Below are 25877 nucleotides of genomic sequence, written 5' to 3'. Positions count from 1 at the left end.
TTTGTGTAAGCTGGGCTATTAACCCAGCTTTCCAAAATTTAAAGCCCCAATTATCCAACCTCAACCGCAGTCACATTCTGAAAGCCTCTTGGCAATTGACCGCCACGATTGCCACGCGTGCCAGTATAATTGGCTAAGTCCATTGGCTTTAGAGTTACATGGCGCTTGCCAGCGGTGATAATTAAACTGTCTTGCAAGCTCAGTGGTGTGACAGCCAACACTTCTTCATCACCTTTTAAGTTAATCATTTTATTGCCTTTACCGCGCGCTTGTTCTGGCAAATCATCGAGCGCAAATACCAGTAAATATCCTGCATTAGTGACTACTGCGACATGGTCAGGTGCGGCTGTACTGACCTGCTCATCTTCGCTACTAGCGTCATTAGCAGGGGCGTCAATACGGGCGACAGTTAATAGTTTACTGTCAGCAGGCAAGTTGATGATTTTTTTCCCCGCTTTTTGATTACTATCGAGGTTGCCCAGCGTATTGATAAAGCCGTAGCCTTGCGAACTAGCAAGAATGATACGCTGCTCGTCATTACCAGTTAATAATTGCTCGAAACTTGCGCCTGCGGGAGGCTTTAACACGCTGGTGAGCGGATCGCCTTGACCGCGGGCGGAGGCAAGATTATGCGCCTCAATGCTATAACTGCGTCCGGTGCTATCGAGGACGTAGATTTTCTCATTTGATTTACCGCGTACGTGCGCTTGATAGCCATCGCCCGAGCGGTAAGTCATGCCAGCGGCGTCAACATCATGACCCTTGGCGGCACGAATCCAACCCGCTTTGGATAAGATAGCAGTAATGGGCTCGCTGGGTACGAGATCCGATTCTTTCAGCGCTTGCGCCTCGGCGCGTTCTGCTAATGGCGACATACGCTCGTTGCCGTGCTCCTTCATATCTGCGGTGAGCTCATCAATAATCAGATTAGTCAAACTCTCTGGATTATCCAGATACTCTTGCAGGGTGGCACGCTCAGCTTTGAGTTCATCTTGCTCGCTTCTAAGCTCAATCTCTTCAAGCTTGGCCAATTGACGTAGGCGAATATCCAAAATAGCGTTAGCTTGAATCTCAGTTAAATCATAACCTTGCATCAATGCTGCTTTTGGATCGTCTTCTTCACGGATGATACGAATGACTTCATCAATATGTAGATAAGCAATCAATAGACCTGCCAAAATGTGCAAACGCTTATCTATTTTATCTAAGCGAAATTGTATGCGGCGGGTGACCACTGAGCGGCGGCTGACTAGCCATTCTTCCAAGATTTCTTTTAAGTTTTTGACTTGCGGCTTACCATTAAGGCCAATCATATTCATATTGACCCGATAATTGCTCTCAAGATCGGTACTGGCAAATAAATGACTCATAACTCGCTCGACATCGACACGACTTGAGCGTAGCTCCAAGACAATACGGCAGGCGTTTTCGTGGTCAGACTCATCATGGATATCAGTAACCCAGGGCAGCTTTTTCTCGGTCATAAGCTTGGCGATTTGCTCTTGGATCTTATTACCTGAGACTTGAAAAGGCAGCGCATCAATAATGACCAGGTTTTTCTCTTTAGGATCAATATGGTAGGTAGCACGCATTTTATAACTGCCACGTCCGCTCTCATACATCGCTTGCAGATCTTTTTTGCTAGTAATAATCTCGGCAGGCGTTGGCAAATCCGGCGCTGGTATGGATTGGGTCAGCTGCTTGACTGATAGTTCAGGGTTCTTCAATAGACGAATAGCAGCTCGTACCACTTCATTGAGATTGTGCGGCGGGATATCGGTTGCCATACCCACGGCGATACCCGTAGTGCCATTGAGTAAAATATTCGGTAAGCGTGCTGGCAGAGTAACGGGCTCTTGCATGGAGCCATCGAAGTTATCTTGCCAATCGACGGTGCCTTGACCGAGCTCGCTTAGCAAAGTGTTGGCATAAGCGGACATTTTGGCTTCGGTATAACGCATGGCTGCAAAGGATTTGGGATCATCAGGGCTACCCCAGTTGCCTTGTCCAGTAATCAGCGGATAGCGATAACTAAACGGCTGCGCCATCAATACCATCGCCTCATAACAGGCACTATCGCCGTGCGGGTGGTATTTACCCAGCACGTCACCAACCGTACGCGCCGACTTTTTGGGCTTGGCGGTAGACTTAAGACCCAACTCGCTCATGGCGTAGACAATCCGGCGTTGTACCGGTTTCAGACCATCAGCAATATGCGGCAAGGCGCGATCCATAATGACGTACATGGCATAGTTGAGATAGGCTTGCTCAGTGAACTCGGCCACAGAGCGGGTATCCATCACGTCATCTGATGGCATCGGGGGAGTATCAATAATATCAGGCATAAAATCAGTTTCGCTTATATGTTTTAATTAGTATGGTTTTTAGGTCATTTATAAAGCATCGCCCAGCTTATTAGAAAGGCAGGCTTACAATAAAATTTGATAACGCTATCGTAAAGGATATTGACACAATTAAAAAGGGATTTAGTGCAGTAAACGACAAAGTATGACGTCTATTTTTTTAGCTAAAGTAGTATGGTTTGGCTAGATTAAACGGATTATTTAAAGACCTAAATAGCCGAAATGGGCACAATGATAAACAAGCGTTTACTACTAGTAAAAAAGCCAAAAAAGTCTATATTTTTTGAATTATATTATTGATTTTATTAGTAATAAATACCGTCAAGTAAGATTGAGAACTCAAGTAACAATCTTTTATATTGAGTAGTCTCTACAAAGTGTGTATGTTAAAGAACCATGTATGTCAAAGATACCAAAGAATAAACAATATCTACACCCATTACCACAACCTACTAGGAGCATGAAGATTATGGATAATCAAGGCCAAGACAACTTAACCCGCCGCAATGATAAAGTTTGGCTTAAGACTTATGAAGAGCTTGGCATGACTTATGATATCGACATGCCAAGCGATGACACCTCGCTGATTGATATTTTTGAAGATAGTTTTGCTAAATACAAAGATAAAACCGCTTTTATCTGTATGGGATCATCGCTAAGTTTCCAAGAAGTAGATTTGTACAGCCGGCAAGTCGCCGCTTATTTGCAGTCTTTGGGACTAACTAAGGGCGATAAAGTAGCGGTAATGATGCCTAATATTTTACAGTTGCCAGTAACAGTTATTGGCGTGCTGCGTGCAGGCTTGACCTTAGTTAACGTCAACCCTTTATATACCAGTCGTGAGCTTGAGCATCAGCTGACTGACTCAGATGCCAAGGCTCTAATCTTAGTAGAAAACTTTGCCAAGACTTATCAAGATATCGGCCATAAAGTAGTGGATCATGTGGTCATTACTAGTATGGGCGATATGATGGGGACGCTCAAAGGCTTTATGGTCAACACCGTTGTCCGTCATGTCAAAAAGATGGTACCCGATTATAACATTGCTAATAGTGTCGACTTTAAGAGCGCACTCAAAAAGGTCTCTGTTAACAAGTATAAACGTCCGACCGATATCCAATTGGATGACGTTGCTGTTTTACAATATACCGGTGGTACTACGGGAGTCGCTAAAGGTGCGATGCTGACTCATAGAAACTTGGTGGCAAACTTAGTACAAAGTAATACCTTTTTGGGTAGTGCTTTTGATGAGTTTGATCGGGCTAACGAGCAGCCTGTTATTATGACTGCTTTACCACTTTATCATATCTTCTCCTTTACCGTATGCGGTATGTTTGGTATTCATCGCGGCTGTATTGGCTTATTGGTGCCGAATCCGCGCGATTTAGATAGCTTAATGAAAGCTTATAAAAATAATCCTCCGTCGTTTTTTCCAGCGGTCAATACGCTATTTAACGCTTTAGCCAATAATGAGACCTTTAAAACTTTGGATCATAGCAAGCTTAAGATGTCGATGGGCGGCGGCATGGCGGTAGTAAGCTCTACTGCTGAAAAATGGCGTCAGGTGACCGGTAATATTGTTTTACAAGGTTACGGTCTATCTGAAACTTCACCTGTTGCCACTGCTAACCCTATGAATAGCGTGACTTTTAGTGGCAATATCGGGGTACCGATGCCAGCGACTGACGTGGCGATTCTAGATGAAGAGGGCAACGAAGTCGAGTTAGGTGCGCGCGGTGAGATTAGTGTCCGTGGTCCGCAAGTCATGAAGGGTTACTGGCAGCGCGAGGATGCGACAGCGGAGGTTATGACTCCTGATGGTTTCTTCCGTACCGGTGACATTGGCATTATGGATGAAAGAGGTTATGTAACTATCGTTGATCGTAAAAAGAACATGATTTTAGTTTCAGGCTTCAACGTTTATCCTAACGAAGTTGAAGAGATAATGGCTGGCCATCCAAAGATTCTAGAGTGCGGCGTGATTGGCGTTGAAGATGATAAAAGCGGCGAAGTGCCAAAGATATTTGTGGTACGTCAAGATACTAGCTTAACCAAAGATGACGTCCTAAATTACGCCAAAGAAAATTTAACCGGTTACAAGCGCCCACGTTATGTCGAGTTTATTGAAGAATTACCGAAGTCAAATGTCGGTAAAATTCTACATAAGGACCTACGTAAGCTTGAAGAGAAGGGTAGTGCTTAATTAAGTAGAGCCGATTTATCAGTGTTTAAGGCGGCTCAATAAAACTAAAAATGGTAAGGTAGCTTAGAGGCTGCCTTATCATTTTTTACGTATAATTTTGTCCTAGGTTACGATTTTTGTTAGATAAGCCTTTGCCATATATAGAGAATTTTTAGCAGAAATGCTATAGTGCCAGAGAAAATAAATTTAATTTTATACTTAAAAAGCCGCCAAAAAGTTATTGTCTTAATTTTTAAATGAGTAATTTTTGGCTCAAAAATAACCCGTATTTTTACTCCATTGTTAGGAGCTATATAGAATTCAGCCCCTAGATTACCTCACATCTTTAATAGTAACGCTTAGGAAAAGTTATGACTGACAATACCAATAAAAATAGCGCCGATCATATCCGCGCTAGTAAAGATCAAGCTGATGATAAAGCAATCCAGAACAATAGTGCTCAATCAATGTCTGATATGACTGCGTTTCCGACTATGCCCGATATTCCAACGGATCGTCCATGGCTTGATGTCTATGAGCGTTACGGCATCGACTCTACTATTGAGATGCCAGATGATGAAACCTCATTATTAGAGGTGTTTGAGCGCAACTTTAGCCGTTATGGCCAAAAGACCGCTTATGTCTGTATGGATGCTTCTATCAGCTATAAACAATTGGATTTATACAGTCGTCAAATCGCAAGCTATTTGCAATCCATAGGGCTAGTAAAAGGCGATAAAGTGGCGGTTATGATGCCCAACCTTTTACAATATCCTATCGTGGCGCTGGGTATTATTAGAGCGGGTATGGTTTTGGTGAACGTCAACCCTTTATATACCAGCCGTGAGCTCTCTCATCAATTGCATGATAGCGGTGCAAAAGCTATCTTTATCGTAGAGAACTTTGCTAAAACCTATCAAGAAGCAGAAGATAAAGGTCAAGTGGAACATGTGATCGTCTGTAAGATCGGTGATATGCTGGGTACCGTCAAAGGAGCAGTGGTTAATCTGGTAGCACGTTATGTCAAAAAGATGATTCCCTCTTATAGCTTACCTGAAAGTACTAGTTTTAAGCATGCTCTTAATGCAGTATCGGCCAGTAAGTATAAGCGTCCAGATTTGAACTTAAGCGACGTAGCCTTATTACAATATACCGGTGGTACCACTGGGGTGGCTAAAGGTGCGATGTTATCTCATGGTAACTTAGTCGCTAATATGCTGCAGATTAGCGTACTGATTAACAGTGCTTTTGAAGAAGACGTTAATAGCGACGACGTTATCCTGACCGCTTTGCCTTTATATCATGTATTCTCGTTCATGGTCTGCGGCATGTATGCCATGTACCAAGGTTTGACCGGATTATTAATTCCTAACCCGCGCGATCTTGATGGTCTCATCAAAGAGATGGATAAATATAAACCAGCCTTTGTCCCAGCCGTTAATACTTTATTTAATGGTTTAGTCCATAAGGATAGCTTTGCTAAATTGGACTTCTCCAACCTCAAAGCCTCTATTGGCGGCGGTATGTCAGTATTACCTAGCGTTGCAAAAGAGTGGCATAAGATCACTGGACTACCTATTGTAGAGGGTTACGGACTATCAGAAACCTCACCAGTGGTGGCTTTTAACCCTATGACCATCTCTGAATTCACTGGCAAGATTGGTATTCCAGCCTCCAATACTGACGTCATACTAATCGATGATGAAGACAACGAAGTCGCTATCGGTGAGCGTGGTGAGATTTGTGTCAAAGGTCCACAAGTCATGATCGGTTACCAAAATCGTCCTGATGAGACCGCTAAAACCTTTACCGAGCACGGTTACTTAAAAACAGGCGATATCGGTATTATGGATGATAAAGGTTTTATCAAAATCGTCGATCGCAAAAAAGATATGATTATCGTTTCAGGCTTTAATGTCTATCCAAACGAAATCGAAGAGGTCATGACTGAGCATCCTAACGTTGTAGAATGTGGAGCGATTGGGATACCCAATGATTTGCGCGGCGAAGATCCCAAGCTTTTTGTGGTCAAAAAAGGCAAGGTCACAGAAAAAGAGCTGCTTGATTATGGTAAGAAAAATCTAACGGGTTACAAGCGCCCACGCCATATCCAGTTCGTCGATGAGCTACCCAAATCAAACGTCGGTAAAATCCTACGTAAAGAGCTGCGTAAAATGGAAGGTTTAGAATAAAACCTGCCGTTTTATTAGCGTAGCGCTAGCAAAAATTCGCCCAATAGCAAGCCTTTGTCTTGCTATTGGGCGTTTGTGACGTTAGGATGTTTTATTTATTTTAATGCTTATGACACTGTACTAGGATTATTTATGCGTATTGACAACCGTGAGCTCGACCAACTTCGTTCGATTAGCTTTGAGCGCCATTATACCAAGCATGCCGAAGGCTCAGTGTTAGTCAGCTTTGGCGAAACTAAAGTGTTGTGTACAGCCAGTGTTGAGTCCGGCGTACCACGCTGGTTAAAAGGCAAAGGTAAAGGCTGGATTACCGCTGAATACGGCATGTTACCACGCGCTACTAATACCCGGAACCAACGTGAAGCGACTCGCGGTAAGCAATCAGGACGTACTCAAGAGATTCAACGCTTGATCGGTCGTAGTCTGCGTGCCATGATTGACTTGAGTAAGCTGGGCGAAAATACCATTTATCTAGATTGTGATGTATTGCAAGCAGATGGTGGCACCCGTACCGCTAGTATCACTGGCGCAGCTATTGCTCTGATCGATGCGCTTGAGAGTATTCAAAAGACTAAAAAGCTTAAAGCTGATCCCTTAATTGGTTTGGTTGCTGCAGTATCGGTTGGTATCAAAGATGGTGAGGTCTATTTAGATCTAAACTATGAAGAAGATTCGAGCTGCGACACTGATTTGAACGTAGTAATAACTCAAAAAGGCGAGTATATCGAGCTACAAGGCACAGCAGAAGACAAACCATTTACCCGCGAGCAAGCGGATAGAATGTTATCAATGGCCGAAAAAGGTATTGCTGAGTTGATAGCAATGCAGCAAACTGCACTTGGTTGGTAAAATAATCTAGCGACTTTTTATTGTTGATAAGCTGCTAATTAATAGGTGTAATCCATGCTTAAGCTGACTGATGATGGCGCCAAAATTACTTTACAAGGACAGCCGCCAGCAGGTGACAGCGGACTGTTTTGGTTTGGTTCGGCGCTGTTAATAGGAGCGGTGGCCGTTGCTTTGGCTATGAGTGTATTACCAGAGCGCTGGGCGATTGGTGCGCTTGCACTATTAATTATTGGCAGCTTTATTTTTAACCTACAGCGCCAAAAGCGTAAACAGGCTGCGAGCGGCGTCATTAGTAGTGGTATCTTATGGATACGTAATGGCGAGCTGGTTCATGATGCGCTGGGTAAACGTAATCATATTATTCTCGCTGAGGGTGATAAGGTCACCCTCTATGGTGAGCAGCTGCAAATCGTAGACGTTAATAATATGCGCAAATATCATATTAGTGGCTTTGCAACAGAGCAAGAGGCGCAAGCGACAAAAGCTATTTTGCAAGGGCAGGCGCTGAATAAACGCCATGTTAATATAAAAATGCAGGACAGCTAAAGAACAGCTAGTTGTAGTTGATCCACTTTGAAAATTATAGCGTGCTACTGCTATAAACCTTTTTTGCTAGCTGCTTGCGTATACTTCACAGAGGCTGCGCAAAATTCATTCCAGTAGCACTATCTCCTATCTTTCACCTCGCACTAATACCTTTAAGCTTCTTAATGATGATAATAGCACTTGCAGTCTATCGACTAAATGGTTTATAACTAGAGACTATAATTTAATAATAATTACCATTACTTTAGTCTTGATGAGGATTTGGTTATGTCACCGTTGCCGGTTATTACCCTGCATAATGCACCCTTGGTTCAATCTTCTACGACGCCCTTTACCGTTATAAAAAAGGCAGTCTTTTCCACTTTATTGATACTGTCACTAGGCAGTATCAATTATGCTCAAGCGGATAGTATGAGTGCTCTTATTGACCAAAAAACCTCGCAGTCTGAGTTTACAGCACGCTATACTCCGCCGCCATCAGCGGTCCCTTCTGCCAGAATTAATACTCGCTCGACTATCCAGCGCGTACGCACTAAACGGTCAAGTGATACTAATTCCTATAACTATCCTGCGATTCAAAACCAGCCACCAGCTGTATTGCCGGCGTTTTTATCCGGTTATTACGATAATGTTGATAGCGAATATCTGCCCCTGCTTAGTAGTGCTGAAGCGCAGAGTAGTATGGCCGCCCGCGAAGTTATTAGCACCGCCCGTAAGATGGCGCTCAATGAACGCACGATCATTCAAGGGGGGTGTTGGGACTATCTAAATGAAGTATTCAAACGTGCTGGAGTTACCCGTGATACCGTGCATAAAGGCGCTTATAGACAAGGTCCTTATGCCAATAGTGAATCCATTGAAGTTGGTGATTGGCTTTATTATATTAATCATGGCTATAACGGTGTAGAGCATAGTGGTTTGTTTGTCGGTTGGGTAGATGAATCCGCCAAACAAGCTTTAATTTTGAGTTATGCAGGAGAGAGTCGTCGCGAGCCTGCGCGCTACCGAGTTTATGATTTAAGTAATGTGTATCAAATCATGCGACCGACTATTTAAGGCTTCAACCAGCTGCATAAATCTATAAAAAAGCGTCCGTAGCTCATATCCAGTGTAGTATGAGCTACGGACGCTTTTTGTTGTTAATAAGTCTTCTGAGTAAAAGTTATTAACTGGCTTTGACTCTTGTTTGCTTTAATTAAAAGGGTTTTACTACTGCTAGAATGACAATAAATATCAGGGCGAATACTGGCACTTCATTGAACCAGCGCCAGAAGACATGGGTTTTATATTGAGGATTGCGAACCAGTTTTTTACGATAAAATCCACAAGCGCCGTGATATGCTGACAGCAAAATTACTAGCACTATTTTCACGTGTAGCCAACCTTGAGTTTTATAAACCTCCCAGCCTAATCCCACCATCCATAGACCAAGTATCCAGGTGGCTATCATGGAGGGCGTCATAATGCCGCGATAGAGTTTGCGCTCCATAACGATGAAGCGCTCTTGACTCACCAGATCCTCACTCATCGCATGATAAACAAACAAACGTGGCAAGTAAAAAATTGCTGCAAACCAGCACACTACGGCGATAATGTGCGCCGCTTTAATCCAGTTAAGATAATCTATCATAGCTCAGTCTCTTTATACTCTGTATATGTGGGGTCTTATAAATGCTGAACAGTCTAAACTCAAGTAGCAGCGCTAGCAAGCCTAACTAATTGTATACTTAGAATCTGTATGCTTAGAATCTGTATGCTTAGTGCCTACCAGTTCAGTAAATTATACAGTAGTAGTATTATCTAATAGAGTAATAGATTATTTAACCTCTAATATGAATTTGCGACTGTTGACCGCTCATAGCGTCTATTACTTCTAACGGCTTAGCTGTGACAGGAGCTGCAAGTTGCGCGCTCAAGCCTAGCTGACGCATAAGTCGATCGTCATCTGATTGGCTAGCGTTACCTGTTGTCAGTAACTTGTCACCATAAAAAAAGGAGTTAGCGCCGGCCATAAAAGCCAATGCTTGCTCAGCATCTGAAAGGCTTTCGCGTCCAGCAGACAGACGGACATAACTGTCTGGGCAGCAGATACGTGTTACTGCAATGGTACGTATCCACTCAATGATTGGTAGCTGACCTTCTGCTAACACTTTGTCACCAATCGGAGTCCCGGCAATAGGCACCAGTAAGTTCACCGGTATAGATTCAGGTGGCTTTGGCATTTTAATCAGCTCATAGAGCCAATCAATACGATCCTCACGGCTCTCACCCATACCAACGATATTACCACTACAAACATTGATACCAGAGTTGCGTACATGGTTTAAAGTATCTAAGCGCTCATCATAACTACGTGTACTAACTACCTGTTCATAGTAACGCCGCGAAGTATCTAAGTTATGATTATAGTAATCGAGTCCAGCGTCCGCTAATTGTTTAGCTTGGGTGGCATCAAGCATGCCAAGCGTCATGCAAGTCTCAAGCCCTAAGCCTTTGACCTCTTGGATCAACTCTATGACATAGGGCATATCCTTGCTACTAGGATGTTTCCAAGCTGCGCCCATACAGAACCGTGACGAGCCTGCGGCTTTGGCACGTTTAGCCGCTGCAATAACCTTATCAACTTCCAAGCGTTTTTCAGCCTGCAATTTAGTCTTATTGCGGTGATGACCTGATTGTGAGCAGTAACCACAATCTTCTGGACAGTTGCCAGTTTTGATCGATAAGAGGGTGCTAATTTGTACTTGGTTGGGCTTAAAATACTGGCGATGAATAGTTTGTGCTTGGAGTAATAAGTCCATTAAGGGTAAGTCAAACAGCTGAGATATTTGTTCACGGCTATATTTTATCGGCGAGCTATGGTTAGCTAAAGTAAATAAGTCAGTGTTTTTATCATTAGGTTCGGAGATACAGAGCAGTCCTGCCATTTTTTTAAGTCCTTTTTAAGTTGAATTGAAACCAAAATGTAAAATAAGCTGAGATAGCCAATGCCTCAGCAGACAATAAAAAAGGCTACGATAACTTTGGTTTACCGCAGCCTTGTATAAGGCTAGACCGCTAAAATTGATACATGAAATTCATTTCAAGCAATTTTAGTGGCTTTTTAGTACCCTTTTAGTCCCTTTGATATTATTACTTACCAAGCTTATGCTTAGCAACCCCGATCCAATGATTAGCGAACTGCTGGGCTTTATAGGCGTAGGGCTTTGCTTTTTGAATATAAGGCTCATACTGTTCTGGAATAGTCGGCACGATATGCTTAGCCAGTTTATTAAACCACATCATCAGGCTGTAATCGCCTTCTATGCTTAGTTTATTCTCTTGTACTGCAGTCATAAAGGCGGGCAGGCTGCCTTTGGTCAAAAGCTTTACGCCAGTCATAGAGTCTTTGAAATTGATGGTCAAGTCAGCGTTATCTGCATGACCACTACGCTGGCTAAACTCGCCATTATCAAAGCTAAAATAACGAGCGATATCAGCTTCTTCGCTGGCAATCTCGATGATTACTTTACGATCAGCAAATAACGCTTGAACCTCTTCATCGTCGCTATCAGCGAGCATAGATAGACGGTAGCCAACCACGGCCAATAGTACGTCTAACGGGTCGGATTTGATATCTAAAACAGGAATGTTAAACATAGTCGAACTCCTAAAAATGGGTGAATAAGTTATTTAAACTAAAAAGCTATCTACATTAGAAATAAATATAAAAGTATTTAAACTAAAAGTATTTAAACTAAAAATTCCAATTTCGCCCTATTCAGAGCAAAACAGAATTAACTGAGCAGATTGTAACGATTAATGCTAGTTTAATCTTTAGTAGTTAGGTAGAGAGCATTAAGTGTATTGTAACAATAATAGCACTAGCAGACGCAAAAAATGCGCTCATGATAGGCGCAAAATCGGCTTAAATAAAATATAAAAATAAGCTAGCTTAATCTTAGCTATAGTCCATTAACTATTCAAAACGGGGCTGATAATTTTCATCATAAATAGGGCTGTGCTCAATATAACGAGCGACGGCTAATTCACGCTCTTTTTGCATAGCATAGCTGACGCTATCATAGCGTAATGCTCGATAAAGTACCCATGCAAATAAAGGCAACCAGCTGATACCCATTGCCGCTACATAACTGTGCCATTCGCTAAGCGTCAGCCAGCTTAGTAGTGCGCTATGAATGCCTTCGACGACAAGCCAGTAAGCGATACCGCCTAGTAAATAGGCGATCAGCCAGCGCTGGGCGGTAAATGCGAGCGCTACTACTAGCCCTGCCAATATGCCAAAACTGAACAATATCCCCGTGTCCCAAGCCTCTATGCCCACACCCGATAGTATCGTTAATAACATCATTTCATTTATCTCACTATTTAAAAGGTGAATACTTAAAAGGTGAATTCCAATGACAGTATTATGGAAGCATTTTGATAGAAGCTAAAGAGGGTAACTACTAGGTTACGACAGCAGATGACGCTTAGTTTTTAGGTATAAAATTTTTTCAACAGACCCTAATGTTATGGTGCTATCAGTACAGAATTTCCTTGCGTACTGGGCTTCTTAGACCGTGTCTGCGAAAGTTTATACCAATAGCACGGTATCAGTTTTAGAGTCAATCAACTCTACGGTGACCCCACCAAGATAATAGCGAGACCAATACCGCTCCTAATACCATCAATCCTATGGTAGTCAGCCACTGAGCGCCAGTGGGATAGTGCCACGGGGCAACGTTATGGATAGCATCCCCATTTAAAGTGCCTACAGCATCGATTTTCCATGGCCATACTTTCACTAGAGAGCCTGCAATAAATCCTATTAGTAAAGCTAAAGTCGCCTGATAATAGTGTGACAGTAGCCATTTGAGTAAGCGCGTAAATAACAGCAAACCGGTCGCCATGCCAGCGATAACGGTAAAGATTACGCTCAGGTTCATGGTATCGACGGCTTCTAAAACGGTGTCATAGGCACCCATTAATAATAAGATAAAGGAGCCAGATACCCCGGGTAATACCATGGCACAAATCGCAATCGCCCCTGCGAAAAACAAGTAGGGCAACCCAGGAGTAGCCGTCGACAACGGCAGATTGCTAACGGTGACGGCTATAATAAGACCGATAGCGAATAAACTGATCCGACCGATATTCCAGCGCTTAATTTCAGTTAATAAAATAACCACGGTAGCAGCTACTAAGCCAAAGAAAAACGACCAAATCAGCAGCGGCTCATTATCAAGTAAATGCTTAATTATGCCCGCTAAGGTCGCAAAGCTGGAGACGATACCTAAGAGTAGAAACAATAAAAAAGTCGCATCTACTTGGCGCCATACCGCCCATAAGCCTTTTATGCCACCTTGTTGGCGAAATACTTGCCATAAGCTGGGACCGATACTACTAATGGCATTGATTAAACGCTCATAAATACCAGCAATTAGCGCTATCGTACCGCCGGATACTCCCGGTACAATGTCAGCGGCTCCCATCGCCATTCCTTTGATATAAACGCCAAATAGCTGCTTGGGGCTATTAGATTTGGCTGGGGTAGCTGTGGACTTAGCTGCTAAGCTTGGCGACGGCGTATCGGGCCGCGGTGATGGTGATGCCGTCATGGATATTCCTTGCTGTTCTGAGGTTGTTGAAGTTCTGAGGTTGTTGAATAAAGTTGGTTAAATGATAATTATTAAGCTATAGCTTGAAGCTGGGTGGGTCAAACAGATAATAAAAGCTGGATTAATAGCGTACTTAATCCAGCTTGCGGTCTCTATAGCTTATAGCTTCTAAGATAAGTGAGCTTTATTTGGCAGGCACCAATGCAGGATGGCCAAGTGCGTAGAGCACCCCTTCAAGTCCGGTGACATTGACCGCCGCATCGGCACGGGCTTGCACAATAGGCTTAGCATTATAGGCGATACCCAAATCTGCAATGGCCATCATCGGTAAATCATTGGCACCGTCGCCAACACAGACCACTTGTGACATAGCGATACCTAAGTGCTCAGCAGTATGGGCAACGATTTCAGCTTTTTTGTCACCATTAACGATAGGCAGTTGCACGTAACCGGTAACTTCATCTTCATCAATATCTAAATGGTTGGCATGAACCTCGTCAATACCCAGTTGCTCAGCGATATAATTGGCAAAATAAGTAAAGCCACCTGACACCAGCACCGTATGATAACCCAAAGTCTTCAGCGCACTGATGGTTGTACGGGCGCCTGTCGACAAGGTCAGCTTGGTGCAAATCTCGTCGAGTACCGAAGTTGGAATACCTTGTAATAACGCCATACGCTGGGCAAATGACTCATCAAAATCAATCTCACCGCGCATAGCCGCTTCAGTGATGGCCTCTACTTGCTCGCCAATACCCGCCGTTTTTGCCAGCTCAACGATCACCTCTTGCTCAATTAAAGTGGAGTCCATATCGAAGCACGCCAGTTTATGGGTGCGCAGCATATGGCCCACCGATAAGATATGACAATCCACCAAGTCCAAATTGTCTATGGTTGAGGCTTGCTCGGTGCTAGTATTCTGCGCTTTATCATAGTTTTCTGCTAAATCACGGCGTAGGCGAGTAGTCAGCTGATCGTCAATAATATGGGCAGCAGCGGTTTTTTTAGCGGGGTGCATAAGCGTATTATTGACCGGCACCAATAGATAACGGAACACTTGCGCAGGCACAAAAGACTGTCTAGCCGTATTATCAGTAGCAACACTTGGGGTGTCATCAATATTTATATTTACAAAAGTGGCGTCTTTATCTTCTGCTACCGTGACTAAGTGCCAGTTGGGCTGCTCATCAACCCATGACTGTACGTACTGATGAATATCCATCGCTGGAATATGAGCGGGCAATACCACGATTAGGGCAAAAACAGGCAAAGATTGTAGCGCATCAAAATCATGCAAGTCAGTGTTTTCAGGCAACAGCGATGCTATAGAATTAACCGCTTGTTGCCATGCTTTGCTGTCTTTTGGTAACGAGTATGGCGTATTTTTTGGCATGGCTCAATGGTCCCTTGTATGCTTAGATAAGATTAGGAATAATAACAGTTTTACTCTATATCACCTATACATGGTATGCAAATCTCAACCATAGGCTACAATATAAAATTATTGCTGCGAAAGGGTTGCGTTAAAATAGCAGCGTCTTCAAGTAAGCGGTAATCGATATATAGTCAATAATCAAATTAAATGAGATTATCAGTAGCGACAATAAATTATAAAATTTATCAGGGCAAGCAAACTATGACCACTATGATGGTGATATAGTAGGCAATATAAGCGGTTCGTTTGTTCAAAGCGCCCTAAATGGTCGCCCAATTTTCTCAAAAAATGAGCCTATAAATAAAACGCTCGTTTTTAACTTCCTCTATTCAAAAAAGTTTAACATATCATGACGTATTTAGCGCCGCGGCAAGGTTTATTTGCCATTATTATTCTGGTTAGTTTTTGCTTGCATACTTTATTGCTCGTGCTCAGTACTGATCATCAATTGAGCAAAAGTCGGGTACAAAAAGGCGAACAAATGGTCGCCCAACTTATCGACGAAGCACGTCTGTCTTTAGAAAATAAAGACCGGGTAAGCCTAAGTGTGATTGCTAATCGTTATACTAGCGAGCAGGATGTGGCTCGCTTGGTGATCAAAGATAGTAACGATGAGATCTTAGTCCCTGTGGGCAACGCTCCCATGCAGCAGGGTGATACTATTCGTCAGATTGCTACTCAAGGTGATGCGGTCATCGGTAGTGTAGCGCTGACGCTAAAAGATATCAGTAAAGGCGAGATTGTAGCGATGCAGTGGCCCTTTGTCATCAGCTCACTGATTATGCATCTGTTTTTATGGCTATTATACGGTTATGTTGCTCGTCCTACCAAAGAGCAAATCAATGCCCTCAGCCGTGATATCTTAGAGCTGCACCGAGATCAGTATTCTCAGGGCGGGCGAGTAGACTACGGCCGTACGCTTGCTGATAATAATGAGACCACGTTTGATGATAGTTCTAATGAGCGCGCTAAACAACCCGCTAATAAACCATCTCAAGTTAATACAGCGGATATTCATAGTGAATTAAATGCTTATCTAAAAGCGCAACAAGCTGGAGATAGCACTAGCTCTGTAGAGAACTCATCAGACAGCTTACCCTCAAAAGATAGGGATAACGTAGATGCAGATGCAGCCGATACCGTGATTGAGAGCATCAACCCAGTGCCAGCGAAGAGTCATACTGCTAATGCCTCAAAACTATCTACTACGCGCCCCTTTGACAAGGTCAGTGTGCAGATTATGTTCCATGATGAATACAATATGCTTGAGCGTCTAGCGCCTGAGATGCGCCTACCTTATCTGGCATTATGTACTCAATTATTAAATCAAGCTATAACTGAGCTACTGAAACAACCCTTACTACAGGGAGTAAGCGCTATTAATAAGCCTGAATTTGAAAAAAATGGCGCTTGTGTGGAGCTCAAAGCGGACAACAGTCATGCTAAAGTAGCGCTAGCGGGGGTGATGCTAGGTAAGCTTTATTTAATGTTAAATAAAATCATTCATGATAAGCATGTGGAGTTGTCACGTTTTGCTTTACCTGCTAAAGCGGGGGTTAGTGACAATGCGCAAGCTGACGGTATGACCCAGTTACTCAAAAGTGTCGCTACTAAAGAACAGTTACTTATTTTATTGCCCAATGCAGGCTTAAAACAAATAGGTAATCATGTCCAAGTGCGTAGCCTTAAGCGTCCAACGACTGTCTACGAGCGTGAGTGTGCCGTATTCGATGGTGGTAATGATGCTATGATTCAGCGGTTAGCTGATGTACGCAACGCCGTCCTAATGACAGAGGATAAAGAGCAGTAATTGATATTAATATAGAAATAACGACGGTTATAACCCATAATAAAGTAGCATCTGCGTAAAAAGAATTGACAAGATTGGATAGAGCCATTATAAGGCATATATATATTAGTAAGTTTTATAATCTTGTCCGAAAAATAGGAGTAGGTCATGAGTGATGCCGATATTGATGATGATTTTGATGATGACTTCATTGATGATGATGATGCAAAAATGGTAGAAGAGGCAGAAACGAGTGTACGCACCCGTTTAAGTAGCCTTGAGAAGCGCCGTCTAATTGATAACTTGTTAGAAGAAAAGCGTCTAGAAAAAGAGTTAAAAGATGAGCTTGATGATTTAGATAATTTAAATGACGACTGGGATGAGGATTGGGATGACGACGATCTTTAGATGGTATGATTCCAAGCTCGCTACTGAAAGTTATAATAAAGTTAATTCTGAGAAGTAGTCCATTAAAGAAACTAGTGAAAGTTCGATAAAAAGTTTTTATTAAGAAGTTTCTATTAAAAGTACTGCTGATCACCTAATGTTCAATCGCAAGCTCACTTTTTAAGCAGAAGCTTGCGACCCAAGGATAATCATATTATGAGTAACCCTTTAAGTTTTGATGAATTATTAGACTATCTAGACAATCAAGAGAGCCAATATGTGCTTGATAGTATTGCCACTCATGGCTTTTTGACCGCTACCGTCGTTGGTCCTGAACTACCTAACTGGATCGATGCGCTATTTGAAGGTCATGTCAGTGAGATTCCAGCAAACGTAATCGATGGGATTAAGCGCTGGCGTGCCGCTATTGAGTCTGAGCTCAAAAACGAGACCCCTATTGAACTCCCTTTTGGTGAAGACGCCGGTAATGAAGAGGTTGCTGTTGATTTCTCTGACGAGTCTGACATTGTCGCTTGGTCGATTGGTTTTGTAGATGCTATGTATGGCGATGAAGCCAGCGATTGGTTTGCAGATGAAGACACTAGCGAGGATGTAGCGGTATTGACCTTGCCTATGATCGTGCTTAGCGGTATTGATGATGAAGATCCAGAGCTGGCTCAAATGCGTCAAGATAACGATAAGTTGGCACAAATGGCCAATAGTATTGAAGGTAACTTAACTGAGCTGTTCTTATTGTTTCATACCAATGACTAAAGGAGCTACTAAAGTAACTGAAGCACTTTAGTCCCCTATAAGTATTATTTTAACTTTGAAGTTCACCGATAAGGCAAAACCATGACTGTGCAACTCTCCAATCTTGAGCATTTACCCAATCATCAAATTACCGAGCGTTTGGATGTGGTCTATGGTAGTACAGTACGCTCAAAACATGTCGGTAAAGACTTATTCGCTGGTCTCAAAAATATCGTGGGCGGCGAGCTGACCGCTTATACTGAGCTATTGGAAGAGTCACGCCAAGAAGCGATAGATCGTATGGTGGTCAAGGCGGAAGCGTTAGGAGCAGATGCTGTGGTTGGTTTGCGTTTTTCGACCTCTAGTATTGCCCAAGGCGCATCAGAGCTGTTTGTTTATGGTACAGCAGTCAAGGCAATACCGGTGCAACAGCAGTCCTACCAACATCCCCCTTACCCACCTTCCGATGACCATCATCCGTCTAATCAACCCACGCAGCCTGCGCCAACTGATGATTTGCCACGCTTCAATCCTTTTGGTTAATCCATTTAACATTAGGGCAATCCTACCGCTTCCTATGATAAGAGACGTGTTATGAATAATTCTGTTACGCAGATGCTGATTAATTATGCGCCGCTTATCGTCTTGTTTGTAGTCGGTTGGTATTTTGGTGCCCGTCACGAGCGTCAGCATTTAGAGCGTTTGCTACTCTCAGAGCAAGAGCTTAGTCATATTACGGTATCTACTGAGCGTTTTTATCGACCTAAATTAGCAGCACATAGCGAAGGCGAGTTGGTACTGGGTAGCGTAGTAATTGCCCAGGATTACTTCAAAATGGTGATTGCTCGGGTAATGAGCTTATTTGGACTCAACTTAATCACTTATGAGACCCTGCTTGATCGAGCTCGCCGTGAGGCCGTAGTACGTATGCGTACCCAAGCACATCTTAAAGGCTATAACTATATCTACGGTTTACGTTTTGAAGTTACCAACGTCAATCAGCTCGGCAGTATGGTCGAAGCAATTGCCTATGGCACCGCGGTGATGAGTATTGAAAGCCTCTAAGATATAATGATGTAAGCTTTAAAATTTATAGTTTATTAGGGCGCTGCTATCAGTTATTAGGCTCACCACTATTTAAACGGGCTATTTTATTTCTCTTATCCTCGGCGCTTTCTTCTTTCACTTTGGCAATATCAAATAAGAAAGTTCGGTTTTTGAGGACGGCTACGAACACCACCCCGCCTACAGTATTACCCGCTAATACTACGATTAGAAATACTAGATAATTTAAAAAGCTGACGCTCTCGCCATAAAGTAAAGCAGAAAACACCTCGATATTGCCAACGATACTATGGTGCAGTCCCAAAAACCCAATGCTACCGGTGATAAGGGTGACCAGTACTATGCGGCTAATGGTGTCGCGTGCGGAGGTTACTAGCCACGCAGCTACGCCCATCATCCAGCCTGCTAAAATAGCGCTACCAAAGATAATCCACCAGTCAAAGCCCAAAACATGGTGAGCATAAGCGTCAATATCAGCAACGGTAAACAGCTGCATATTTAACCCCAAGCCCATCATTAAGGCAGCAAAAATACAACCGCCCACGAGGTTACCGGCGATCACGATACCCCATAAGCGCAGCAGCCTGCTGAGGGGCTCTACTTTATTCAACACCGGTAAGCTCAATAAGGAGGTTTGCTCGGTGAACAATAGCGATTGACCAATGACCACAATGATAAAGCCGATAGGATAGAGTAATGACGATAGCACCATCGCATATTCGTTAGGTAGCACGTCGACCAATAAAGCAAAAGCGGCTAATATCATAAAAAAGCTGATACCAAGCTCAAGTCCAGCGGTAAAGGCGCTGGTAAACAGCGAGCTTAGTGAGCGTTTGAAGGTTTCGTTAGCATCAAGGAATTGCTCAAATAAAATACTAGCCGAGCTTTTAGCCTTACTTAAATTATCATCGCTGGCAACTTTTTTGATACTTTCTTTGTCTTCTTCGCTGAATTCTTCAGGAAAGTCTTCATCCTTTAGATTCTCAGTAGCTTCACCCTCATCTTCGTTTTCACTATCTTGATCTTCATCTGCACCACCTTCTTCATCGCTATTGTCGTCATCATTTTCAGTATCAGACTTATCTGCATTTTCTTTTTTATGGTCGTACTCTTGATCATCACGCTGCTGTTCATCGCTTGGTGTATTATCATCATTAGAGTCATCAGTAGCTGAAGGATCTTCTGCTAAAAAGTCAATTTTGGCTTGGTCTTGGTTCTCAGTATTTTGGGACACTTTAAACTCGCTGTTAATTATAAAATAGCTTTAAGAGAAATAATGCTTATGCTAGCGCATAGCGTCACCCTATTATATGAGGGTAGAGGGCGATTGATGTTGTTAATTGTTTAATCAGAGACTTCTAACCCTATAAATGACCTTCGCATCTAACAAAATAATGCTATCTGCGTTAAAATCAACTTACTACTAATTTTGCGCTTATTTTTAAGCAAAAACTTACCAATCAAAAAATGATAAAGACCATACTTATGAGCCAATCTAACATTAAATCTACTGCTAACCCAAGTCATTTAACCCAGTCCATCCAAGCCGCCTTAGGTCAACTTGAGAATGCCTATAACCCCAGCGAGGTTGAGGCGGGCATGTACCAAGGCTGGGAAGAAAGTGGTTACTTTCAGCCCACTTTTGATAAAGATGAGTCGTTTTCAATCGCTTTGCCACCGCCTAATGTCACAGGTTCCCTGCACATGGGGCACGGGTTTAATAATGCGATTATGGATGCGCTGACCCGTTATCACCGTATGGATGGCGACAATACGCTGTGGCAGCCGGGTAGTGATCACGCCGGTATCGCCACCCAAATGGTAGTTGAGCGTCGCCTCAATGCCGAGGGCATCAAGCGCCATGATATTGGCCGTGAAGCTTTTATTGACAAGGTGTGGGAATGGAAAGAAGAGTCGGGTGATAATATTAGCCGTCAGATTCGCCGTTTGGGTAGCTCGGTAGATTGGTCGCGTGAGCGCTTTACTATGGATGAAGGGCTGTCTAATGCGGTAAAAGAAGTGTTCGTGCGCCTATTCGATGACGGTTTGATTTATCGTGGTAAACGTCTGGTGAACTGGGATCCTAAGTTTCAGACGGCGCTTTCTGATTTGGAAGTCGAAAACCATGACGAAAAAGGCAATCTATGGCACTTTCGTTATCACTTCACCGATAAAGACTTGCGTACTCAAGATGGCAAAGACTATTTAATTGTAGCGACTACCCGTCCAGAAACTCTGCTGGGTGATACGGCGGTTGCGGTCAACCCTAGTGATGAGCGTTACGCCCATTTGGTCGGTAAAACCGTTACCTTACCAATCACCAATCGTGTCGTACCTATCGTTGCCGACGATTATGTCGAGAGCGACTTTGGTACCGGTTGTGTCAAAATTACTCCTGCTCATGATTTTAATGATTATGAGCTGGGTCGCCGCCATAACTTACCGCTGATCAATGTGTTAGATGCACATGCCAATATTTTGCCAGAGATGGAGGTTTATCCTGATCTGCAAACCCGTGAGCCGACATTAGAGGCGACCCCTAGCGACCATTTAGGCAATAGCTATGCTGGGCTTGAGCGTTTTAGTGCTCGCAAACATCTGGTAGCGCAAGCGCAAGCACAGGGCTGGCTCGAGGAAGTTGAAGACTATCAACTAAAAGCGCCACGTGGTGACCGTAGTGGGGTCATCGTGGAGCCGTGGTTGACCGATCAGTGGTATGTAGCGGTTGAAAAGCTGGCTCAGCCTGCGATTGAAGCGGTAGAAGATGGGCGTATTGAGTTTGTCCCTGCGCAGTATAAAAACATGTACATGGCCTGGATGAATGGACTACAGGACTGGTGTATCAGCCGTCAATTGTGGTGGGGGCACCGTATTCCGGCGTGGTATGACGATGCGACCGGCGAGATTTATGTGGCGCGTAATGAGGCAGAAGTCCGTAGCAAATATAACTTGAGTGATGATGTCAAATTGCGTCAAGACGATGACGTCCTCGATACTTGGTTCAGCTCCGGTCTTTGGACTTTTAGTACGCTGGGCTGGGCAGATGACAGCGCTGATCCTCGAGTCATGGACACCTTCCATCCGACTAGCGTCTTGGTTACTGGCTTCGACATTATCTTCTTTTGGGTGGCGCGCATGATCATGATGACCATGCACTTTGTGAAAAATGACGATGGCAGTCCGCAAGTCCCGTTCAAAACCGTTTATGTGCATGGTTTGGTGCGTGATGGACAAGGTCAAAAAATGTCCAAATCCAAAGGTAACGTCTTAGACCCTATTGATATTATCGATGGTATCGACCTTGAAAGCTTGGTCGAAAAACGTACCAGCAACATGATGAACCCCAAAGACGCTGCCAAGATCGAAAAGCAAACCCGTAAAGAGTTCCCTGAAGGCATCGCCGCCTACGGTACGGACGCACTGCGCTTTACCTTTACCTCTTTAGCCAGTACGGGACGTGATATTAACTTTGATCTCAAGCGGGTCGAGGGCTATCGCAACTTCTGTAATAAAATCTGGAACGCCAGCCGTTTTGTGTTGATGAACTGCGTAGATAAAGAAGGCAATGCGCTACCAATCGACCAAAGCGTCAATACCGAAGTATGGGAGCTACCCGAAAAATGGATCGTCAGCCGTCTGAATTCGACAATTACTAGTATCCATCAACATTTTGCCCAGTATCGTCTCGATATGGTCAGCCATGATATCTATGACTTTATTTGGAACGAATACTGCGATTGGTACGTTGAGCTTGCCAAAGCCAGTCTGAATGACGACTCAGTATCGGACGCGCGTAAAGCACAAATTCGCTACGTGCTGTTGCATGTGCTTGAGACCTCGATGCGCTTTACCCATCCGATCATGCCGTACCTGACCGAGCAGATTTGGCAAACCATCGCGCCACTTTTAGAACGTAAAAATACCGATAGCATCGTCATTGCTGATTATCCAACCGCCAATCCTGACAAAATCAGCGAGCAAATCGAAGCCGATATGGACTGGCTACAACAGCTTATCGCCAGTGTGCGTAATATCCGTGGTGAAATGAAACTGGGTAATGCCGTGCGCTTGCCCGTGCTGCTACAAAACATCTCTGACGAGGAAGAGCAGCGCCTAGCACGGATTAAGAACCAGTTTAAGGCGCTGGCGAAAGTCGATAGTTTGGAAACACTCAAAGAAGGCGATGAGGTGCCACTATCGTCATCCAGTATGGTCGGGCAACTGCGCGTCCTTGTCCCGATGAAAGGACTAATCGATCCAACCGCCGAGCTTAAGCGTTTAGGTAAATCCTATGAGAAGCTACAAAAGCAAGCGGACGGCATCTCACGTAAGCTGAGTAATGAAGGCTTTACCAGTAAAGCGCCTGCTGAAGTGGTTGAGGCTGAGAAGGTAAAATTGGCTGAGCTAGAAGGGCAGCTTAAGACTATGGATAAGCAGATGGAAGAGTTGAAGGCTTTATAAAAAAGGCAAAAGATTAAAGAGCATGGCTTCAGCATTGAGTTCTTTAATAGGGGGCAAATATGCGGGTCATTGCTCGGTGTTCTTTAAAAGCTTCGCTCGGCGCTCGCGCAGTGCTTATATTATGACTTTCTAGCAAAAAGCGTAGAATGATTATAAGATGAGTGATAAGCAGAAATAATATAAGTGAGATTCGTCATGCTAAATAGTTATCGAGCAGTGATAGAAGAAGGAAAAATCAAATGGTTAGATACACCGCCATTGGTCACTTCTGCGCAAGTGATTGTCACGGTATTATCGCCTGTAGAAAAAGATACGTCAGAAGATACTCAAGGCGTTAAGCAAAAACGAAAACTTGGGTTTATGCAAGGTGAGATGACGGTGCCGGACGATATTCATTGGGGCGATGAGCGAGTGCAAGATTTGTTTGGGGTAGAGTGATGGGTTATCTTCTTGATACTCATATAGTACTTTGGCTGGCAAATAGTCCCGATAAAATCAATCCCTCTGTTAAGTCGATACTAAAAAATATTGATTATGACATTTACTTTAGCGCGGTTAACTTTTGGGAAATCGCTATTAAAAACCAGCTTGATAAGAGTAATTTTCAGGTTGATAGCGTAAAACTATATGAGCAGATGCTTGAGCATGGTTTTATTGAATTGCCTGTACTCTCTAAGCATACTCTGTTGTTAGAGAGCCTTCCAAGTCATCATAAAGATCCTTTTGATAGGCTGCTGATAGTTCAGGCTTTAGATGAAGATTTGACTTTGATTACGCATGATGCGTCAATTTGGAAGTATGATCTGAGTGTTAAGAAGGCTTAGTTGTATAGATTCCCTATGCCAAGTTAAAGAAGTCAATATTTTGCTTAATTTATAATTAACTAGCTATAGTTAGCGCTATCCATAACCCCTTATCAAAACCGGAAAACGCTTATGGATAGTATTTATCTCAAGCTTGTCATCGTAGCTTTGCTACTAGCTATCGTTGGCTATCTCATACATCAAAGCAAGCAAAAAGATTCGCCAAAATATAAACAACTCAAGACTTACTCTAATATTACCTACGATAGACAAGAGTATTATGAAAGCGATTTTAAAAGTACGCTGCTGTATTTGGCGACTTTAGGTCATCATGAAGCGTCGATAAAAAGTCGCAACTCGTATGATAATACCTATGAGCAATATAGTTATATCTTTAATAAAGTCACCGAGCTACAAGAGCAGATAAACGTAGGTATCGCCAAGTTAGAGCAAAACATCTCATTGACCATAAAAGAGCTAAAGGCGAGTAGTCGCTTAGTCACTGACGTGGCACTGATAAGAGAAGTAATAGAAGCGCTCAAAAATACCGATAAAATAGACAGTCAAGTTAATATGATTGATGGCCTTGGCTTTACTAAAGTCGCTCGGCTCAAAACATGGTTCCCGTCATTTACGATATTCACTGGGATTATGGCAGGACTGTTAATCATAATGGTCATCTGGTTTCTACTATTAGCCTTGGGCGGTAGCGGTACGACTCTCATGAGTTATTTACTGGTTCTAGCCATCATGATTATCCCTATAGTTGCATTCTCGACTTTCAAATCACGTGCGAATACTAAGAAATTTGAGCAGCAAGATAAGGCACTAATAGAAAAGATAAAAGCTATTTTAGACAACTCAGAAAAGCTAGAGAACACTATTATTCTGCTTAATACTAACAACAGAGAGTTAGAGTCCTATCTGAATCAGCTGGCTAGTATAAATCGAGAAGTCACCGCAGCACTCTATAAGAATAGTGCTTATATCAAGGCGGCGAAGAAGTCGAAGGCGTTATTTAAGAAGGGTGATTATAATAAGGAAGAGATTGAGTTGTCGAGTAAGATCAATATGGTTGTTGATGGATTGAGAATAGAGGTAGAAAGTAGTCAGTTGTTGGGCTAATATGTTAGTTGCTTTGTTAGTTTGAAAATTTGTTGGTGAGGTATCTGTTGAGGTGGTTGATACTGAAAGAACTGAATTGGCTAAGTTTCAGAGAAGAAAAAAGCAAAAGCTTAAAGAGCATGGCCTCAGCATTGGAGTTCTTTAAACTATAGAAATATGCGATGCATGAGACGGTGTTTTTTTAAAGGCTTTGCTCGGCGCTCGTCCCTCGCGCAAGTACGCACTGCACACAATAATCTGTCCACAAATTTTAAATAGAGTAACAGCCATAAATGAAAAGTAGCTTATGTTCGAGGTAAATGATCACTTCCTAGATTCTAGCGGCGC

22 protein-coding genes are annotated in these 25877 nt (G+C 43.1%); 14 read left to right on the top strand and 8 right to left on the bottom strand.

Annotated features, from left to right (window positions below; all coding sequences use genetic code 11):
- Positions 1-50: 50 nt before the first annotated feature.
- Positions 51-2345 (bottom strand): DNA topoisomerase IV subunit A, encoded by a 2295-nt coding sequence (gene parC / locus JMX18_RS08000; protein WP_201586618.1) that lies wholly within the window; start codon positions 2343-2345, stop codon positions 51-53.
- Between the two features lie 487 nt (positions 2346-2832).
- Here parC and JMX18_RS07995 point away from each other — a divergent pair, with 487 nt between their 5' ends.
- The 5 genes from JMX18_RS07995 to JMX18_RS07975 all read left to right on the top strand — a co-directional run bounded on the left by JMX18_RS07995 (position 2833) and on the right by JMX18_RS07975 (position 9188).
- Positions 2833-4566 (top strand): AMP-binding protein, encoded by a 1734-nt coding sequence (locus JMX18_RS07995; protein ID WP_201588290.1) that lies wholly within the window; start codon positions 2833-2835, stop codon positions 4564-4566.
- A gap of 446 nt (positions 4567-5012) precedes the next feature.
- Positions 5013-6737 carry an AMP-binding protein gene (locus tag JMX18_RS07990; protein ID WP_406947368.1) on the top strand — a complete coding sequence of 575 codons (1725 nt, stop codon included), beginning with the start codon at positions 5013-5015 and terminating at the stop codon, positions 6735-6737.
- A 132-nt stretch (positions 6738-6869) separates the two neighbouring features.
- Positions 6870-7586 carry a ribonuclease PH gene (rph, locus tag JMX18_RS07985; protein WP_201586615.1) on the top strand — a complete coding sequence of 239 codons (717 nt, stop codon included), beginning with the start codon at positions 6870-6872 and terminating at the stop codon, positions 7584-7586.
- Positions 7587-7640: 54 nt separating this feature from the next.
- Positions 7641-8132 (top strand): hypothetical protein, encoded by a 492-nt coding sequence (locus tag JMX18_RS07980; protein WP_201586614.1) that lies wholly within the window; start codon positions 7641-7643, stop codon positions 8130-8132.
- A 267-nt stretch (positions 8133-8399) separates the two neighbouring features.
- Positions 8400-9188 (top strand): hypothetical protein, encoded by a 789-nt coding sequence (locus JMX18_RS07975; RefSeq protein WP_227674607.1) that lies wholly within the window; start codon positions 8400-8402, stop codon positions 9186-9188.
- 139 nt (positions 9189-9327) lie between these two features.
- On the opposite strand, the gene hemJ is transcribed toward JMX18_RS07975, so the two are convergent.
- The 6 genes from hemJ to serB all read right to left on the bottom strand — a co-directional run bounded on the left by hemJ (position 9328) and on the right by serB (position 15125).
- On the bottom strand, positions 9328-9762 hold the full coding sequence (gene hemJ, locus JMX18_RS07970; RefSeq protein ID WP_201586610.1) for a protoporphyrinogen oxidase HemJ: 435 nt from the start codon (positions 9760-9762) through the stop codon (positions 9328-9330).
- A 190-nt stretch (positions 9763-9952) separates the two neighbouring features.
- Positions 9953-11059, bottom strand: coding sequence for a biotin synthase BioB (gene bioB / locus JMX18_RS07965; protein ID WP_201586609.1), 1107 nt, complete (start codon positions 11057-11059; stop codon positions 9953-9955).
- A 205-nt stretch (positions 11060-11264) separates the two neighbouring features.
- On the bottom strand, positions 11265-11771 hold the full coding sequence (locus tag JMX18_RS07960) for an SCP2 sterol-binding domain-containing protein (protein WP_201586608.1): 507 nt from the start codon (positions 11769-11771) through the stop codon (positions 11265-11267).
- Positions 11772-12090: 319 nt separating this feature from the next.
- On the bottom strand, positions 12091-12483 hold the full coding sequence (gene aciT, locus JMX18_RS07955) for an AciT family ciprofloxacin tolerance protein (protein ID WP_227674606.1): 393 nt from the start codon (positions 12481-12483) through the stop codon (positions 12091-12093).
- A gap of 256 nt (positions 12484-12739) precedes the next feature.
- Positions 12740-13732: a DUF368 domain-containing protein gene (locus JMX18_RS07950; RefSeq protein ID WP_201586607.1), complete on the bottom strand. Its 993-nt coding sequence runs from the start codon at positions 13730-13732 to the stop codon at positions 12740-12742.
- A 184-nt stretch (positions 13733-13916) separates the two neighbouring features.
- A complete protein-coding gene (gene serB / locus JMX18_RS07945) occupies positions 13917-15125 on the bottom strand; it encodes a phosphoserine phosphatase SerB (RefSeq protein WP_201586606.1) in 1209 nt (402 codons plus the stop codon).
- Positions 15126-15516: 391 nt separating this feature from the next.
- Here serB and JMX18_RS07940 point away from each other — a divergent pair, with 391 nt between their 5' ends.
- The 5 genes from JMX18_RS07940 to JMX18_RS07920 all read left to right on the top strand — a co-directional run bounded on the left by JMX18_RS07940 (position 15517) and on the right by JMX18_RS07920 (position 19161).
- Positions 15517-16977, top strand: a complete 1461-nt coding sequence (locus JMX18_RS07940; protein ID WP_201586605.1) for a hypothetical protein — start codon at positions 15517-15519, stop codon at positions 16975-16977.
- A gap of 147 nt (positions 16978-17124) precedes the next feature.
- A complete protein-coding gene (locus JMX18_RS07935; RefSeq protein ID WP_201586603.1) occupies positions 17125-17364 on the top strand; it encodes a PA3496 family putative envelope integrity protein in 240 nt (79 codons plus the stop codon).
- A 195-nt stretch (positions 17365-17559) separates the two neighbouring features.
- Positions 17560-18117 (top strand): YecA/YgfB family protein, encoded by a 558-nt coding sequence (locus tag JMX18_RS07930; RefSeq protein WP_201586601.1) that lies wholly within the window; start codon positions 17560-17562, stop codon positions 18115-18117.
- A gap of 87 nt (positions 18118-18204) precedes the next feature.
- Positions 18205-18639 (top strand): YbjQ family protein, encoded by a 435-nt coding sequence (locus JMX18_RS07925; RefSeq protein WP_227674699.1) that lies wholly within the window; start codon positions 18205-18207, stop codon positions 18637-18639.
- Positions 18640-18690: 51 nt separating this feature from the next.
- A complete protein-coding gene (locus tag JMX18_RS07920) occupies positions 18691-19161 on the top strand; it encodes a YbjQ family protein (protein WP_201586598.1) in 471 nt (156 codons plus the stop codon).
- Between the two features lie 49 nt (positions 19162-19210).
- Here the strand turns inward: JMX18_RS07920 and JMX18_RS07915 are convergent, their stop codons facing one another.
- Positions 19211-20395 carry a formate/nitrite transporter family protein gene (locus tag JMX18_RS07915; protein WP_227674605.1) on the bottom strand — a complete coding sequence of 395 codons (1185 nt, stop codon included), beginning with the start codon at positions 20393-20395 and terminating at the stop codon, positions 19211-19213.
- 251 nt (positions 20396-20646) lie between these two features.
- Here JMX18_RS07915 and JMX18_RS07910 point away from each other — a divergent pair, with 251 nt between their 5' ends.
- From JMX18_RS07910 to JMX18_RS07895, 4 genes are all read left to right on the top strand, one after another.
- Entirely contained in the window at positions 20647-23622 is a 2976-nt protein-coding gene (locus tag JMX18_RS07910) for a valine--tRNA ligase (RefSeq protein ID WP_201586597.1), read from the top strand.
- 195 nt (positions 23623-23817) lie between these two features.
- Positions 23818-24060, top strand: a complete 243-nt coding sequence (locus JMX18_RS07905; RefSeq protein ID WP_201586591.1) for a hypothetical protein — start codon at positions 23818-23820, stop codon at positions 24058-24060.
- Entirely contained in the window at positions 24060-24446 is a 387-nt protein-coding gene (locus tag JMX18_RS07900; RefSeq protein WP_201586589.1) for a type II toxin-antitoxin system VapC family toxin, read from the top strand. The genes JMX18_RS07905 and JMX18_RS07900 overlap by 1 nt, the downstream gene beginning before the upstream one ends.
- 111 nt (positions 24447-24557) lie before the next feature.
- Positions 24558-25550 carry a hypothetical protein gene (locus tag JMX18_RS07895; protein WP_201586587.1) on the top strand — a complete coding sequence of 331 codons (993 nt, stop codon included), beginning with the start codon at positions 24558-24560 and terminating at the stop codon, positions 25548-25550.
- Positions 25551-25877 lie beyond the last annotated feature (327 nt).

The organism is Psychrobacter jeotgali, from assembly GCF_904846315.1.
Classification (GTDB): Bacteria; Pseudomonadota; Gammaproteobacteria; order Pseudomonadales; family Moraxellaceae; genus Psychrobacter; species Psychrobacter jeotgali.
This window is presented reverse-complemented; position numbering and strand designations above follow the sequence as displayed.